The organism is Proteus sp. G2609 (assembly GCF_963896135.1).
Classification (GTDB): Bacteria; Pseudomonadota; Gammaproteobacteria; order Enterobacterales; family Enterobacteriaceae; genus Proteus; species Proteus mirabilis.
In genome coordinates, this window is record NZ_CAWQNB010000006.1 from 1 (window position 1) to 14747 (window position 14747).

The window sequence follows — 14747 nt, forward strand, 5'->3', positions numbered from 1 at the left end:
TGTCTAAAGAAAAATTTGAACGTTCAAAACCGCACGTTAACGTTGGTACTATCGGCCACGTTGACCACGGTAAAACAACTCTGACTGCTGCAATCACTACAGTTTTAGCTAAAACTTACGGTGGTGCTGCTCGTGCATTCGACCAAATCGATAATGCGCCAGAAGAAAAAGCGCGTGGTATCACCATCTCTACTTCACACGTAGAATACGATACTCCAACTCGCCACTACGCACACGTAGACTGCCCAGGTCACGCCGACTATGTTAAAAACATGATCACTGGTGCTGCGCAAATGGACGGAGCTATTCTGGTAGTAGCAGCAACTGATGGTCCAATGCCACAAACTCGTGAGCACATCCTGTTAGGTCGTCAGGTTGGTGTTCCTTACATCATCGTATTCCTGAACAAATGTGACATGGTAGATGATGAAGAGCTGTTAGAATTAGTTGAAATGGAAGTTCGTGAACTTCTGTCTCAATACGATTTCCCAGGTGATGACACTCCAGTAATCCGTGGTTCAGCGCTGAAAGCACTGGAAGGCGAAGCAGAGTGGGAAGCAAAAATTGTTGAATTAGCAGAAGCACTGGATTCTTATATCCCAGAGCCAGAGCGTGCAATTGACAAACCATTCCTGTTACCAATCGAAGATGTATTCTCAATCTCAGGCCGTGGTACAGTAGTTACTGGTCGTGTAGAGCGTGGTATCATCAAAGTAGGTGATGAAGTTGAGATTGTTGGTATCAAAGAAACCACCAAAACAACTTGTACTGGCGTTGAAATGTTCCGTAAATTACTTGACGAAGGTCGTGCAGGTGAGAACGTAGGTGTTCTACTGCGTGGTACAAAACGTGAAGAAATCGAACGTGGACAAGTACTGGCGAAACCAGGCTCAATCAACCCACACAACAAATTTGAATCAGAAGTTTATATTCTGAGCAAAGATGAAGGTGGTCGTCACACACCATTCTTCAAAGGCTACCGTCCACAGTTCTACTTCCGTACAACTGACGTAACTGGTACTATCGAATTACCAGAAGGCGTAGAAATGGTAATGCCAGGCGACAACGTGAACATGATCGTTGAACTGATCCACCCAATCGCAATGGACGAAGGTTTACGCTTCGCAATCCGTGAAGGTGGCCGTACAGTAGGTGCGGGTGTTGTTGCTAAAGTATTAGGTTAATTCCTAGCTTTATTATTTTTGAAAAGGGCATCTGATGATGCCCTTTTTTAGTTTATGCCTCTATTAACGATAACTAGCTTATTGCCATTATTCATTTTTTATTATCATCAGCACACTTAGATAGATCTGTACGATAAATAGAAATTGAAATAACAATTATTATCATTTACTATCTTGATAGGTAGTTAATGAGGTCGTTATTATGTATGTCTGTCTGTGTCATGGTGTGAGTGATAAAAAAATTATCTCTACTGTTCATAAACATCAAATTCGAACAATCAATCAATTGCGTCAAATCCTACCTGTAGGCAGTTGTTGTGGTAAATGTATACGTCAAGCTCGTCAACTTATAGATGATGAACAACACCTCCTTTATCCTCAAATTTCTGAAGTTGCATAACAGTTTTTAATATTCCTTTCTCTCTACTTTGTATAAAAGGTCTACACTAAAAAGACTGGAAGCAAAGGAGCATAAAAATGAAAGGTGATAAAAAAATGATAGCCCACCTTAATAAATTATTAGGTGGTGAACTTGTTGCAATTAATCAGTATTTCTTGCATGCCCGTATGTTTAAAAATTGGGGATTTACTCGCCTTAATGCGATGGAATACCATGAGTCTATTGATGAAATGAAGCATGCTGATAAATATATTGAGCGTATTTTATTTTTAGAAGGTATCCCTAACTTACAAGATTTAGGAAAACTCAATATCGGTGAAGATGTTGAAGAGATGTTGCGTTCAGATCTTGAACTCGAACTAGGGGGCGCAAAAGACTTACGTGAAGCTATCGCTTATGCTGATTCAATTCATGATTATGTGAGCAGAGATCTGATGCTAGAAATCTTAACGGATGAAGAAGGGCATATCGATTGGATTGAAACCCAACTGGAGCTTATTGAACGTATCGGACTACAAAACTATCTTCAAGCGCAAATGATTGAAGAGTGATCTCATCTTTTAGCAAAAAAGAAGTACTAATCTTTCTTTATTGCTACCTATCGAATTTATAAAAGCAAAGGTAACGCTATTGTTGCCTTTGTTTTTATTTTTTAAGTTCAATTTGCTGTGGCTAGATAATTTTTATCGCTGTTTTTTTATTCTTGGCTTGATTTCATCTCTCAGGCAAGTATAATGCGCAGGCTCACTGATTTAGTGGGGCTGATTTATCAGCTAATGCAGATTTTTTTATTGCATTAATATAATACTCCCGATTGGGGAGTTATATGCAGAACGATTACACTCTCTCATCAATCGAAATGGGTACGAGTAGTAATCATTTACGTTTATAAAAAATAGTTGGAGCTCTGGTCTCATGCAGAACCAAAGAATCCGTATCCGCCTGAAAGCTTTTGATCATCGTCTGATTGATCAATCAACTGCGGAAATCGTAGAGACTGCTAAGCGCACAGGTGCGCAAGTTCGTGGTCCAATCCCACTGCCGACTCGCAAAGAGCGTTTCACAGTGTTGATTTCTCCGCACGTTAATAAAGATGCGCGTGATCAGTATGAAATTCGCACTCACAAACGTCTGGTTGACATCGTTGAGCCAACCGAGAAAACCGTTGATGCTCTGATGCGTCTGGATCTGGCTGCCGGCGTAGACGTGCAGATCAGCCTAGGTTAATCAGGTCATCAAGCGATTGAGAGGTTGAAACAATGATTGGTTTAGTCGGTAAAAAAGTAGGAATGACTCGTATCTTCACTGAAGATGGCGTTTCAATCCCTGTAACCGTTGTCGAAATTGAAAACAACCGTGTTACTCAGGTCAAAGATCTAGAGAAAGACGGTTATCGTGCAATTCAGGTGACTACAGGTAGCAAAAAAGCGAACCGTGTACTGAAACCTGAAGCAGGTCATTTTGCTAAAGCTGGCGTTGAAGCTGGCCGCTTACTGCGTGAATTCCGTCTGAACGAAGGCGAAGAATACACTGTAGGTCAAAGCATTAGTGTAGAAATTTTCGCTGACGTTAAAAAAGTCGACGTTACTGGAACATCTAAAGGTAAAGGTTTTGCTGGTACTGTAAAGCGCTGGAACTTCCGTACTCAAGATGCTACCCACGGTAACTCCTTGTCTCACCGCGTTCCGGGTTCTATCGGTCAGAACCAGACTCCGGGTCGTGTATTTAAAGGCAAGAAAATGGCAGGTCAACTGGGTAACGAACAAGTTACCGTTCAGAGCCTGGAAGTAGTACGTGTTGACGCTGAGCGCAACCTGCTGCTGGTCAAAGGTGCTGTCCCAGGTGCAACTGGCAGTGACCTGATCGTTAAACCAGCTGTCAAGGCGTAACGTCGAGGAGATAGGAATGGAATTGGTAATGAAAGACGCGCAAGGCGCGCTGACTGTTTCCGAAACTACCTTCGGGCGTGACTTTAACGAAGCGCTTGTGCATCAAGTAGTCGTTGCATACGCTGCTGGTGCTCGTCAAGGTACTCGTGCTCAGAAAACTCGTGCTGAAGTTTCTGGTTCAGGCAAAAAGCCATGGCGCCAGAAAGGTACAGGTCGTGCACGTTCAGGTTCAATCAAGAGCCCAATTTGGCGCTCTGGTGGTGTTAGCTTCGCAGCTAAACCACAGGACCACAGTCAAAAAGTAAACAAAAAGATGTACCGCGGTGCTCTGAAGAGCATTCTGTCAGAACTGGTACGTCAAGATCGTCTGATCGTCGTAGAGAAGTTCTCTGTTGAAGCGCCTAAAACTAAGCTTTTAGCACAGAAACTGAAAGATATGGCTCTGGAAGATGTACTGATTGTCACAGCAGAAGTTGATGAGAATCTGTACTTAGCAGCACGTAACTTATACAAAGTAGACGTTCGTGATGCAGCAACAATCGATCCAGTTAGCTTAATCGCCTTCGACAAAGTCGTCATGACTGCTGACGCTGTGAAGCAAGTTGAGGAGATGCTGGCATGATCCGTGAAGAACGTCTGCTGAAAGTACTGCGCGCGCCGCATGTATCTGAAAAAGCTTCTATCGCGATGGAAAAATCAAACACCATCGTTCTCAAAGTTGCTAAAGACGCGACCAAAGCAGAGATTAAAGCAGCTGTACAAAAACTGTTTGAAGTCGAAGTTGAAAGTGTTAACACTCTGCTGATGAAAGGCAAAGTGAAACGTCACGGTCAGCGTATTGGTCGTCGTAGCGACTGGAAAAAAGCTTACGTCACCCTGAAGGAAGGCCAGAATCTGGACTTCGTCGGCGGCGCTGAGTAAGTCGGAGGAGTAAAGAACAATGGCAATTGTTAAATGTAAACCTACGTCTCCGGGCCGTCGCCACGTAGTTAAAGTGGTAAACCCAGAGCTGCATAAAGGGAAACCTTATGCGCCATTGCTGGAAAAGAACAGCAAATCCGGTGGTCGTAACAACAATGGTCGTATCACTACCCGTCATATCGGTGGTGGTCACAAACAGGCTTACCGTATTGTTGACTTTAAACGCAACAAAGATGGTATCCCTGCGACAGTAGAACGTCTGGAATATGATCCAAACCGTTCAGCTAACATCGCTTTAGTGCTGTATGCTGATGGTGAACGCCGCTACATCCTGGCTCCAAAAGGCCTGAAAGCGGGTGATAAAGTTCAATCTGGCGTTGATGCTGCTATCAAAACGGGTAACACCTTACCAATGCGTAATATCCCGGTTGGTTCTACCGTTCATAACGTAGAAATGAAACCAGGTAAAGGTGGTCAGTTAGCTCGTTCAGCTGGTACTTACGTTCAAATCGTTGCGCGTGATGGTGCTTATGTCACTATTCGTCTGCGTTCTGGTGAAATGCGTAAGATCCCTTCTGATTGCCGTGCAACTATCGGTGAAGTAGGTAACTCTGAGCACATGTTACGCGTTCTGGGTAAAGCTGGTGCAAGTCGCTGGCGTGGTATTCGTCCTACCGTTCGCGGTACTGCGATGAACCCAGTAGACCACCCACACGGTGGTGGTGAAGGTCGTAACTTTGGTAAACACCCAGTAACACCTTGGGGCGTTCAAACCAAAGGTAAGAAGACTCGTAAAAACAAACGCACTGAACACTTTATCGTTCATCGTCGTACTAAGAAATAATTAGAGGATAAGCCATGCCACGTTCTCTCAAGAAAGGTCCTTTTATTGACCTGCACTTGCTGAAGAAGGTAGAGAAAGCGGTGGAAAGCGGTGACAAAAAGCCTGTTAAGACTTGGTCCCGTCGTTCAACGATCTTTCCTAACATGATCGGTTTGACCATCGCTGTCCATAATGGTCGTCAGCATGTTCCAGTTTACGTTTCCGACGAAATGGTTGGTCACAAACTGGGTGAATTCGCGCCGACCCGTACTTATCGCGGTCATGCAGCCGATAAAAAGGCTAAGAAGAAATAAGGTAGGAGGAAGAGATGGAAACTATCGCTATACATCGCCACGCTCGTTCTTCTGCTCAGAAGGTTCGCCTGGTGGCAGACCTGATTCGCGGTAAGAAAGTGTCGCAAGCTCTGGAAACTCTGACCTATACCAACAAGAAAGCTGCTGGTTTAGTGAAGAAAGTACTCGAGTCTGCTATTGCTAATGCAGAACACAACGATGGCGCTGACATTGATGATCTGAAAGTAGCTAAGATCTTTGTTGACGAAGGTCCTTCTATGAAGCGCATTATGCCTCGTGCAAAAGGCCGTGCAGATCGTATTCTGAAGCGCACCAGCCACATCACTGTGGTTGTGTCCGATCGCTGAGACTCTGGAGACTAGCAATGGGTCAAAAAGTACATCCTAATGGTATCCGCCTTGGCATTGTCAAGCCTTGGAATTCCACATGGTATGCGGGTACCAATGAATTCGCTGACAACCTAGACAGCGATTTTAAAGTGCGCCAGTACTTAACTAAAGAACTGGCAAAAGCATCTGTATCTCGTATCGTTATCGAACGTCCTGCGAAAAGCATCCGTGTGACTATTCACACTGCTCGCCCAGGTATCGTTATCGGTAAAAAAGGTGAAGATGTAGAAAAACTGCGTAAAAACGTAGCGGATATCGCTGGCGTTCCTGCGCAAATTAATATCGCCGAAGTACGTAAACCTGAACTGGACGCAAAATTAGTTGCTGACAGCATCACTTCACAGCTGGAACGTCGTGTTATGTTCCGTCGTGCTATGAAGCGTGCGGTACAGAACGCAATGCGTTTAGGCGCTAAAGGTATTAAAGTGGAAGTAAGTGGTCGTTTAGGCGGCGCTGAAATCGCTCGTACTGAATGGTATCGTGAAGGTCGTGTACCTCTGCACACTCTGCGTGCAGATATCGACTACAATACCTCAGAAGCACATACTACTTATGGTGTGCTCGGCGTTAAGGTATGGATCTTCAAAGGTGAGATCCTGGGTGGTATGGCTGCGGTTGAACAGGCGGAAAAACCAGCCGCTCAACCTAAAAAGCAGCAGCGTAAAGGCCGCAAGTAAGGAGAGTCGCTGATGTTACAACCTAAGCGTACAAAATTCCGTAAAGTGCATAAAGGCCGCAACCGTGGCTTAGCTATAGGTACGGATGTAAGCTTCGGGACTTACGGTCTTAAAGCTGTGGGCCGTGGTCGTCTGACTGCACGTCAGATCGAAGCGGCACGTCGTGCAATGACCCGTGCAGTTAAGCGTCAGGGTAAAATCTGGATCCGTGTGTTCCCAGACAAACCAATCACTGAAAAGCCGCTCGAAGTCCGTATGGGTAAAGGTAAAGGTAACGTAGAGTATTGGGTTGCCTTGATCCAGCCAGGTAAAGTCCTGTATGAAATGGATGGTGTGCCTGAAGAAGTGGCCCGTGAAGCATTTCAGCTAGCGGCAGCAAAACTGCCTATCAAAACCACCTTTGTAACTAAGACGGTGATGTAATGAAAGCAAAAGAGCTGCGCGAAAAGAGCGTTGAAGAGCTGAACACTGAATTGCTGAACTTACTGCGTGAGCAGTTCAATCTGCGTATGCAGGCAGCAAGTGGTCAGTTACAACAGTCTCATCTGTTGAAACAAGTGCGTCGTAATATCGCACGCGTTAAGACTTTACTGACTGAGAAGGCGGGTGCGTAATGACCGATAAAATCCGTACTCTGCAAGGTCGTGTGGTAAGTGACAAAATGGAAAAATCTGTTGTTGTTGCTATCGATCGTATGGTGAAACATCCATTATATGGTAAATTCATCCGTCGTACGACTAAACTGCATGTACATGACGAGAACAACGAATGTGGCATGGGTGACGTAGTAGAAATTCGTCAAACACGTCCTATCTCTAAGACTAAGTCTTGGGCGTTAGTTCGCGTTGTAGAAAAAGCTGTTCTGTAATAAAATAGCCTTTTCGTACGAAATAAACGGCTCAAAACTGAACGAGCCGTTTATTTTTTCTGTCCATATCGAGAATGTGGTGTTATAATGCCGCTCCCTCGTATTATGGGATATTGAACGGCCTCTTCTAATGTGGAAGTGGCTCAGTAGTAGTTGACATTTAGCGGAGCACTAAAATGATCCAAGAACAGACTATGCTGAACGTGGCCGACAACTCCGGTGCACGTCGCGTAATGTGTATCAAGGTTCTAGGTGGCTCGCACCGTCGCTACGCAGATGTAGGTGACATCATCAAAATTACCATTAAAGAAGCAATTCCACGTGGTAAAGTTAAGAAAGGTGATGTACTGAAAGCGGTAGTGGTGCGCACCAAGAAGGGTGTTCGTCGCCCTGACGGTTCTGTCATTCGCTTCGATAGCAACGCTTGTGTATTGTTAAACAACAACAGCGAGCAAGTTATTGGTACGCGTATTTTTGGGCCGGTTACTCGTGAACTTCGTAACGAGAAGTTTATGAAAATAATCTCTCTGGCACCTGAAGTACTCTAAGGAGCAGGCAATGGCAGCGAAAATCCGTCGTGAAGACGAAGTTATCGTGCTAACTGGTAAAGATAAAGGTAAGCGCGGTAAAGTAAAACAGGTTCTTTCTTCTGGTAAAGTTATCGTTGAAGGTATCAATCTGGTTAAAAAACATCAGAAGCCAGTACCGGCTCTGAACCAACCAGGTGGCATCGTTGAAAAAGAAGCTGCAATTCAAGTTTCTAACGTTGCAATCTTCAATGCGGCAACCGGCAAGGCTGACCGTGTAGGTTTTAGATTCGAAGACGGCAAAAAAGTTCGTTTCTTCAAATCTAATAAAGAAACTATCAAGTAATTTGGAGTATACGATGGCGAAACTGCATGATTACTACAAAGACGAGGTAGTCCAAAAACTGATGTCTCAGTTTGGTTACCATTCTGTCATGCAAGTCCCTCGGGTCGAGAAGATCACCCTGAACATGGGTGTTGGTGAAGCAATTGCTGATAAAAAACTGCTGGATAATGCAGCAGCTGATTTAGCAGCAATCTCAGGTCAAAAACCTCTGATCACCAAAGCACGCAAATCTGTTGCAGGCTTCAAAATCCGCCAGGGCTATCCGATCGGCTGTAAAGTGACCCTGCGTGGCGAACGCATGTGGGAGTTCTTTGAACGTCTGATCTCTATTGCTGTACCACGTATCCGTGACTTCCGTGGTTTGTCCGCTAAATCATTCGATGGACGTGGTAACTACAGCATGGGCGTGCGTGAACAAATCATCTTCCCTGAAATCGATTACGATAAAGTGGATCGTGTTCGTGGTTTGGATATTACCATTACTACGACTGCGAAATCTGATGATGAAGGTCGCGCATTGTTAGCAGCGTTTAACTTCCCGTTCCGCAAGTAAGGCAGGGCATTCATGGCTAAGAAATCTATGAAAGCACGTGATGTAAAACGTGCGAATTTAGCTGAGAAATTCTTCGCAAAACGCGCAGAACTGAAAGCTATCGTTTCAGATGTAAACGTATCTGATGAAGATCGTTGGAATGCTGTTCTGAAACTGCAAACACTGCCACGTGATTCAAGTCCTTCACGTCAGCGTAACCGCTGCCGTCAAACTGGACGTCCGCACGGTTTCCTGCGGAAATTTGGCCTAAGCCGTATTAAAGTCCGTGAAGCCGCTATGCGCGGTGAAATCCCGGGCCTTAGAAAGGCTAGCTGGTAATCACCCTAATTGAATCACGGGAGTAAAGACAGATGAGCATGCAAGATCCCATCGCGGATATGCTGACCCGTATCCGTAACGGTCAGGCCGCGAATAAAGTTGCGGTCACAATGCCTTCCTCCAAGCTGAAAGTGGCGATTGCCAACGTGCTTAAGGAAGAAGGTTATATCGAAGATTTTAAAATTGAAGGCGACACTAAGCCAGAATTGGAAATCACTTTAAAATATTTCCAAGGTAAGGCTGTAGTAGAAAGCATTCAGCGCGTAAGCCGTCCAAGTCTGCGCATCTATAAAAGAAAAGATGAGCTGCCACAAGTTATGGCAGGACTGGGCATCGCTGTTGTTTCTACCTCAAAAGGTGTTATGACTGATCGTGCAGCTCGCCAAGCAGGTCTTGGTGGCGAGATTATCTGCTACGTAGCTTAATTCGGGAGGAAAGAATGTCTCGTGTGGCAAAAGCACCCGTCGTCATTCCTGCCGGCGTAGAGGTTAAACTCAACGGTCAGGTAATTACGATTAAGGGTAAAAACGGCGAGCTTACTCGTACTATCCATAATGCAGTTGAAATTCAACATGCTGACAACCAACTAACTTTCGCACCACGCGATGGTTATGCTGATGCATGGGCACAAGCGGGTACTACTCGTTCACTGCTAAATGCAATGGTTGTAGGTGTTACCGAAGGCTTCACTAAGAAACTGCAACTGGTAGGTGTAGGTTATCGTGCGTCTGTTAAGGGCAACACAGTTAACTTATCAGTAGGTTATTCACATCCAGTGGAACACCAACTGCCAGCAGGCATCACTGCTGAATGTCCAACACAAACTGAAATCCTACTGAAAGGTGCGGATAAGCAAGTGATTGGTCAAGTAGCAGCTGAACTGCGTGCTTACCGTCGCCCTGAACCTTATAAAGGTAAAGGTATTCGTTACGCCGACGAAGTTGTGCGTATCAAAGAGGCTAAGAAGAAGTAAGGTAACACTATGGATAAGAAAGCAGCTCGTATCCGTCGTGCGACCCGCGCACGCCGTAAGCTCCAGGAACTGGGTGCGACTCGCCTGGTGGTACATCGTACCCCTCGCCATATTTATGCGCAGGTTATTGCACCAAACGGTTCTGAAACTTTGGTGGCCGCTTCTACTACAGAAAAAGCTATCATTGAGCAACTGAAAAACACTGGAAACAAAGAAGCAGCAGCAGTAGTTGGTAAAATTGTTGCTGAACGCGCTCTGGAAAAAGGTATCAAATCAGTATCATTTGACCGTTCCGGTTTCCAATATCATGGTCGAGTCCAGGCACTGGCAGATGCTGCCCGTGAAGCTGGCCTTCAGTTCTAAGGTAGGAGTGTAAGATGGCTCACATCGAGAAACAAGCTGGCGAACTGCAGGAAAAGCTGATCGCGGTAAACCGCGTATCGAAAACCGTTAAAGGTGGTCGTATCTTTAGCTTCACCGCTCTTACAGTAGTTGGTGATGGTAATGGCCGCGTTGGTTTTGGATATGGCAAAGCTCGCGAAGTTCCGGCAGCAATCCAGAAAGCGATGGAAAAAGCCCGTCGCAATATGAAAACCGTCGCTTTAAACAACGGTACTCTGTTCCACCCTATTAAAGGTACTCATACAGGTTCTCGCGTATTTATGCAGCCTGCTCATGAAGGTACTGGTATCATCGCAGGTGGTGCAATGCGTGCAGTTCTAGAAGTGGCTGGCGTTCGTAACGTACTGGCTAAAACCTATGGTTCCACGAATCCGATTAACGTCGTTCGTGCAACACTGGACGCTTTAGATAGCATGAAGTCTCCAGAAATGGTCGCAGCTAAGCGTGGTAAATCCGTTGAAGAAATTCTGGGGTAATGACCATGGCTAAGACTATTAAAATTACTCAAACACGCAGTTTAATCGGCCGTCTGCCTAAACATAAGGCAACTATGGCTGGTTTAGGTCTGCGTCGCATCGGTCACACTGTAGAACGCGAAGATACACCAGCAGTTCGCGGTATGATCAACTTGGTTTCCTATATGGTTAAAGTTGAGGAGTAAGAGATGCGTTTAAATACTCTGTCTCCGGCTGAAGGTGCCAAGCATGCGCCTAAACGTGTAGGTCGTGGTATCGGTTCTGGCCTAGGTAAAACTGGCGGCCGTGGTCACAAAGGTCAGAAATCTCGTTCTGGCGGTGGCGTACGTCGTGGTTTTGAAGGTGGTCAGATGCCTTTATACCGTCGTTTACCAAAATTTGGTTTTACTTCACGTAAATCATTCGTGACTGCGGAAATCCGTCTGTCTGATTTGGCTTATGTTGAAGGCGATGTAATCGATCTGAATGCACTGAAAGCCGCAAACGTTGTTGGCCCACAGATTGAATTTGCAAAATTAATTCTGTCTGGCGAGGTTAACCGTGCAGTGACTATTCGTGGTCTGCGTGTTACCAAAGGTGCCCGTGCAGCAATCGAATCAGCTGGCGGTAAAATTGAGGAATAAGTGACAGATGGCTAAACAACCAGGGTTAGATTTTCAGAGTGCTAAAGGTGGTATAGGTGAACTAAAACGCAGATTACTGTTTGTTCTTGGTGCACTAATTGTCTTTAGGATTGGCTCTTTTATTCCTATCCCTGGTATTGATGCCACTGTGCTTGCCAAATTGCTCGATCAGCAAAAAGGCACCATCATTGAAATGTTTAACATGTTCTCTGGTGGTGCTCTTAGCCGTGCTTCTATCTTTGCGCTGGGTATCATGCCTTATATTTCGGCATCGATTATTATCCAACTATTATCAGTGGTTAACCCTCGGTTAGCGGAGATTAAGAAGGAAGGGGAGGCCGGTCGTCGTAAGATCAGCCAATATACCCGTTATGGTACTTTGGTGCTGGCGATATTCCAATCTATTGGTATCGCAACAGGCTTACCGAATATGCCAGGAATGCAAGGTCTGGTTATTAATCCAGGCTTACCATTCTATATTACGGCTGTTGTGAGCTTAGTCACAGGGACAATGTTCCTGATGTGGTTAGGTGAGCAAATCACTGAACGTGGTATTGGTAACGGTATCTCAATCATTATCTTTGCAGGTATCGTTGCAGGTCTTCCACCTGCCATTGGTCAAACCATCGAGCAGGCGCGGCAAGGCGAACTGCACTTCCTCCTGTTATTGTTGGTTGCAGTATTGGTGTTCGCGGTAACTTTCTTTGTTGTTTTTGTAGAAAGAGGACAACGTCGTATCGTTGTTAACTATGCAAAACGTCAACAAGGGCGTAGAATATACGCGGCACAAAGTACACATCTACCACTTAAGGTAAATATGGCGGGTGTAATACCGGCAATTTTTGCTTCAAGTATTATTCTGTTTCCTGGTACAATAACCTCTTGGTTTGGCGATGGTACAGGATGGGGTTGGCTGACGACAATTTCTTTAAATTTACAGCCTGGTCAACCTATTTATGTGTTACTATACGCTGCTGCAATCATCTTCTTCTGTTTCTTCTATACGGCGTTGGTTTTCAACCCAAGAGAAACGGCAGATAACCTGAAGAAGTCCGGTGCATTTGTACCAGGAATTCGCCCGGGAGAGCAGACGGCTAAATATATAGATAAAGTGATGACACGTTTAACCTTAATCGGTGCCCTGTACATTACCTTTATCTGTCTCATCCCGGAGTTCATGCGTGACGCAATGAAAGTACCTTTCTATTTTGGTGGTACTTCCCTCTTAATCGTGGTTGTGGTCATCATGGATTTTATGGCTCAAGTGCAAACTCTCCTGATGTCAAGTCAGTATGAGTCTGCATTGAAAAAAGCAAACCTTAAAGGCTAATTACCGATAAGATGGGTTTGTTTTAGAAGTTACGGAGAGTAAAAATGAAAGTTCGTGCTTCCGTCAAGAAAATGTGCCGTAACTGCAAAATCGTTAGACGTCACGGCCACGTGCGTGTAATTTGCAGTGTTGACCCTAAGCATAAACAGCGTCAAGGCTAAATTATTGCATTTTTTTCTTGCAAAGTTCGGTTGAGCTGGCTAAATTAGCCAGCCCAATCATTTATAATCATACAGTATTGTTTGAGTATCCTGAAAACGGGCTTTTCAGAATAGTACTGTATAAAGTTAATTTAGGAGTGCATAGTGGCCCGTATAGCAGGCATTAACATTCCTGATCATAAACATACCGTAATCGCTTTAACATCGATTTACGGCATTGGTAAAACTCGTTCACAGGCTATCTGTGAAGCAACGGGTATTGCTGAAAATGTTAAGATCAGTGAGCTGTCTGAAGAGCAAATCGACAAGCTGCGTGACGAAGTTGCCAAATACGTTGTAGAAGGTGATCTACGTCGTGAAGTTACCCTGAGCATCAAACGTCTGATGGATCTTGGTACTTACCGTGGTTTACGTCATCGTCGTGGTCTACCAGTTCGCGGTCAGCGTACTAAGACTAACGCACGTACCCGTAAGGGTCCGCGTAAGCCGATCAAGAAATAATCGGGGTATTTGAACAATGGCAAAAGCACCTATTCGTGCACGTAAGCGTGTAAGAAAACAAGTCTCTGACGGTGTGGCTCATATCCATGCTTCTTTCAACAACACAATCGTTACTATTACAGACCGTCAAGGTAACGCGTTGGGTTGGGCTACTGCCGGTGGTTCCGGTTTCCGTGGTTCTCGTAAATCTACTCCGTTTGCGGCTCAGGTTGCAGCAGAACGTTGCGCTGAAGCTGTTAAAGAGTACGGAATTAAGAACTTGGAAGTTATGGTAAAAGGACCTGGTCCTGGTCGTGAGTCAACTATCCGTGCATTAAACGCGGCTGGTTTCCGCATCACTAATATTACTGATGTGACTCCGATTCCTCATAACGGTTGTCGTCCACCGAAAAAACGTCGCGTTTAATAACGGTTTCGTTTTTAGGATAGTTGGAGAAAGAAAATGGCAAGATATTTGGGTCCTAAGCTCAAGCTGAGCCGTCGCGAAGGTACAGATTTATTTCTGAAATCTGGCGTTCGGGCGATTGACACCAAGTGTAAACTGGAACAAGCACCAGGTCAGCACGGCGCACGTAAACCGCGTCTGTCTGATTACGGTGTTCAGTTACGTGAAAAACAAAAAGTACGTCGTATTTACGGTGTTCTAGAGCGTCAATTCCGTAACTACTACAAAGAAGCAACACGTCTGAAAGGCAACACAGGTGAGAACTTACTTACTCTGTTAGAAGGTCGTCTGGATAACGTTGTTTATCGTATGGGCTTTGGCGCAACTCGCGCAGAAGCACGTCAGATGGTTAGCCACAAAGCAATCATGGTAAATGGTCGCGTGGTTAATATTGCTTCTTATCAGGTTTCCCCGAATGACGTAGTCAGCGTTCGTGAAAAATCGAAAAAACAGTCTCGTATTAAGGCTGCTTTAGAGCTGGCTGAACAGCGTGAAAAGCCAACATGGCTGGAAGTTGATGCTGCTAAGATGGAAGGTGTGTTCAAACGTATTCCTGAACGTACTGACTTGTCTGCGGACATTAACGAGCACCTGATCGTCGAGCTTTACTCCAAGTAAGGCTTAGCA

The 14747-nt window shown here is 45.0% G+C and carries 29 protein-coding genes; all 29 read left to right on the top strand.

The annotated features are described in order from the left end of the window. A partial coding sequence (tuf, locus tag AACV01_RS02190) for an elongation factor Tu (RefSeq protein WP_046335386.1) occupies positions 1-1184 on the top strand: 1184 nt, incomplete at its 5' end. 202 nt (positions 1185-1386) lie between these two features. Next, entirely contained in the window at positions 1387-1584 is a 198-nt protein-coding gene (gene bfd / locus AACV01_RS02195; protein ID WP_004246968.1) for a bacterioferritin-associated ferredoxin, read from the top strand. Between the two features lie 77 nt (positions 1585-1661). After that, positions 1662-2135 carry a bacterioferritin gene (bfr, locus tag AACV01_RS02200; protein ID WP_004246967.1) on the top strand — a complete coding sequence of 158 codons (474 nt, stop codon included), beginning with the start codon at positions 1662-1664 and terminating at the stop codon, positions 2133-2135. 364 nt (positions 2136-2499) lie between these two features. Continuing rightward, on the top strand, positions 2500-2811 hold the full coding sequence (gene rpsJ, locus AACV01_RS02205) for a 30S ribosomal protein S10 (protein WP_001181005.1): 312 nt from the start codon (positions 2500-2502) through the stop codon (positions 2809-2811). Between the two features lie 32 nt (positions 2812-2843). Further along, the gene (gene rplC / locus AACV01_RS02210) at positions 2844-3473 is read left to right on the top strand and encodes a 50S ribosomal protein L3 (RefSeq protein ID WP_161682349.1); all 630 of its coding nucleotides are present in this window, start codon (positions 2844-2846) and stop codon (positions 3471-3473) included. Positions 3474-3489: 16 nt separating this feature from the next. Further along, complete coding sequence (gene rplD, locus AACV01_RS02215; RefSeq protein ID WP_004246964.1) at positions 3490-4095, top strand: 50S ribosomal protein L4; 606 nt, start codon at positions 3490-3492, stop codon at positions 4093-4095. Further along, entirely contained in the window at positions 4092-4394 is a 303-nt protein-coding gene (rplW, locus tag AACV01_RS02220) for a 50S ribosomal protein L23 (RefSeq protein ID WP_004246962.1), read from the top strand. The genes rplD and rplW overlap by 4 nt, the downstream gene beginning before the upstream one ends. 19 nt (positions 4395-4413) lie before the next feature. Then, positions 4414-5238: a 50S ribosomal protein L2 gene (gene rplB, locus AACV01_RS02225; RefSeq protein WP_004246961.1), complete on the top strand. Its 825-nt coding sequence runs from the start codon at positions 4414-4416 to the stop codon at positions 5236-5238. A 14-nt stretch (positions 5239-5252) separates the two neighbouring features. Then, positions 5253-5531, top strand: a complete 279-nt coding sequence (gene rpsS / locus AACV01_RS02230) for a 30S ribosomal protein S19 (protein ID WP_004246960.1) — start codon at positions 5253-5255, stop codon at positions 5529-5531. A gap of 14 nt (positions 5532-5545) precedes the next feature. After that, a complete protein-coding gene (gene rplV, locus AACV01_RS02235) occupies positions 5546-5878 on the top strand; it encodes a 50S ribosomal protein L22 (RefSeq protein ID WP_004246959.1) in 333 nt (110 codons plus the stop codon). A gap of 17 nt (positions 5879-5895) precedes the next feature. After that, positions 5896-6597, top strand: a complete 702-nt coding sequence (gene rpsC, locus AACV01_RS02240) for a 30S ribosomal protein S3 (RefSeq protein ID WP_004246958.1) — start codon at positions 5896-5898, stop codon at positions 6595-6597. Between the two features lie 12 nt (positions 6598-6609). Further along, complete coding sequence (rplP, locus tag AACV01_RS02245; protein WP_004246957.1) at positions 6610-7020, top strand: 50S ribosomal protein L16; 411 nt, start codon at positions 6610-6612, stop codon at positions 7018-7020. Beyond that, positions 7020-7211, top strand: a complete 192-nt coding sequence (gene rpmC / locus AACV01_RS02250; protein WP_004238624.1) for a 50S ribosomal protein L29 — start codon at positions 7020-7022, stop codon at positions 7209-7211. The genes rplP and rpmC overlap by 1 nt, the downstream gene beginning before the upstream one ends. Next, positions 7211-7465, top strand: coding sequence for a 30S ribosomal protein S17 (gene rpsQ / locus AACV01_RS02255; RefSeq protein ID WP_004246956.1), 255 nt, complete (start codon positions 7211-7213; stop codon positions 7463-7465). The genes rpmC and rpsQ overlap by 1 nt, the downstream gene beginning before the upstream one ends. Positions 7466-7641: 176 nt before the next feature. Beyond that, positions 7642-8013 (top strand): 50S ribosomal protein L14, encoded by a 372-nt coding sequence (gene rplN, locus AACV01_RS02260; protein WP_004246955.1) that lies wholly within the window; start codon positions 7642-7644, stop codon positions 8011-8013. A gap of 10 nt (positions 8014-8023) precedes the next feature. Beyond that, positions 8024-8338, top strand: a complete 315-nt coding sequence (gene rplX, locus AACV01_RS02265) for a 50S ribosomal protein L24 (protein WP_004246953.1) — start codon at positions 8024-8026, stop codon at positions 8336-8338. Between the two features lie 13 nt (positions 8339-8351). Next, on the top strand, positions 8352-8891 hold the full coding sequence (gene rplE, locus AACV01_RS02270) for a 50S ribosomal protein L5 (RefSeq protein WP_004246952.1): 540 nt from the start codon (positions 8352-8354) through the stop codon (positions 8889-8891). 12 nt (positions 8892-8903) lie between these two features. Then, positions 8904-9209 carry a 30S ribosomal protein S14 gene (gene rpsN / locus AACV01_RS02275; RefSeq protein ID WP_004246951.1) on the top strand — a complete coding sequence of 102 codons (306 nt, stop codon included), beginning with the start codon at positions 8904-8906 and terminating at the stop codon, positions 9207-9209. A gap of 32 nt (positions 9210-9241) precedes the next feature. After that, positions 9242-9634 (top strand): 30S ribosomal protein S8, encoded by a 393-nt coding sequence (rpsH, locus tag AACV01_RS02280; RefSeq protein WP_004246950.1) that lies wholly within the window; start codon positions 9242-9244, stop codon positions 9632-9634. 14 nt (positions 9635-9648) lie between these two features. After that, positions 9649-10182 (top strand): 50S ribosomal protein L6, encoded by a 534-nt coding sequence (rplF, locus tag AACV01_RS02285; RefSeq protein WP_004246948.1) that lies wholly within the window; start codon positions 9649-9651, stop codon positions 10180-10182. Positions 10183-10191: 9 nt separating this feature from the next. Next, complete coding sequence (gene rplR / locus AACV01_RS02290; RefSeq protein WP_004246947.1) at positions 10192-10545, top strand: 50S ribosomal protein L18; 354 nt, start codon at positions 10192-10194, stop codon at positions 10543-10545. A gap of 14 nt (positions 10546-10559) precedes the next feature. After that, positions 10560-11060, top strand: a complete 501-nt coding sequence (gene rpsE / locus AACV01_RS02295; RefSeq protein WP_004246946.1) for a 30S ribosomal protein S5 — start codon at positions 10560-10562, stop codon at positions 11058-11060. A 5-nt stretch (positions 11061-11065) separates the two neighbouring features. Then, a complete protein-coding gene (rpmD, locus tag AACV01_RS02300; protein ID WP_012368690.1) occupies positions 11066-11245 on the top strand; it encodes a 50S ribosomal protein L30 in 180 nt (59 codons plus the stop codon). A gap of 3 nt (positions 11246-11248) precedes the next feature. After that, a complete protein-coding gene (gene rplO, locus AACV01_RS02305) occupies positions 11249-11683 on the top strand; it encodes a 50S ribosomal protein L15 (RefSeq protein WP_004246944.1) in 435 nt (144 codons plus the stop codon). 7 nt (positions 11684-11690) lie between these two features. Then, on the top strand, positions 11691-13013 hold the full coding sequence (gene secY, locus AACV01_RS02310; RefSeq protein WP_004246943.1) for a preprotein translocase subunit SecY: 1323 nt from the start codon (positions 11691-11693) through the stop codon (positions 13011-13013). Positions 13014-13057: 44 nt separating this feature from the next. After that, the gene (gene rpmJ / locus AACV01_RS02315) at positions 13058-13174 is read left to right on the top strand and encodes a 50S ribosomal protein L36 (protein WP_012368691.1); all 117 of its coding nucleotides are present in this window, start codon (positions 13058-13060) and stop codon (positions 13172-13174) included. Between the two features lie 144 nt (positions 13175-13318). After that, entirely contained in the window at positions 13319-13675 is a 357-nt protein-coding gene (gene rpsM / locus AACV01_RS02320; RefSeq protein WP_004249689.1) for a 30S ribosomal protein S13, read from the top strand. Positions 13676-13691: 16 nt separating this feature from the next. Beyond that, a complete protein-coding gene (rpsK, locus tag AACV01_RS02325) occupies positions 13692-14081 on the top strand; it encodes a 30S ribosomal protein S11 (protein WP_002919257.1) in 390 nt (129 codons plus the stop codon). Between the two features lie 36 nt (positions 14082-14117). Then, positions 14118-14738, top strand: a complete 621-nt coding sequence (gene rpsD / locus AACV01_RS02330; protein WP_004246942.1) for a 30S ribosomal protein S4 — start codon at positions 14118-14120, stop codon at positions 14736-14738. Positions 14739-14747: the final 9 nt, after the last annotated feature.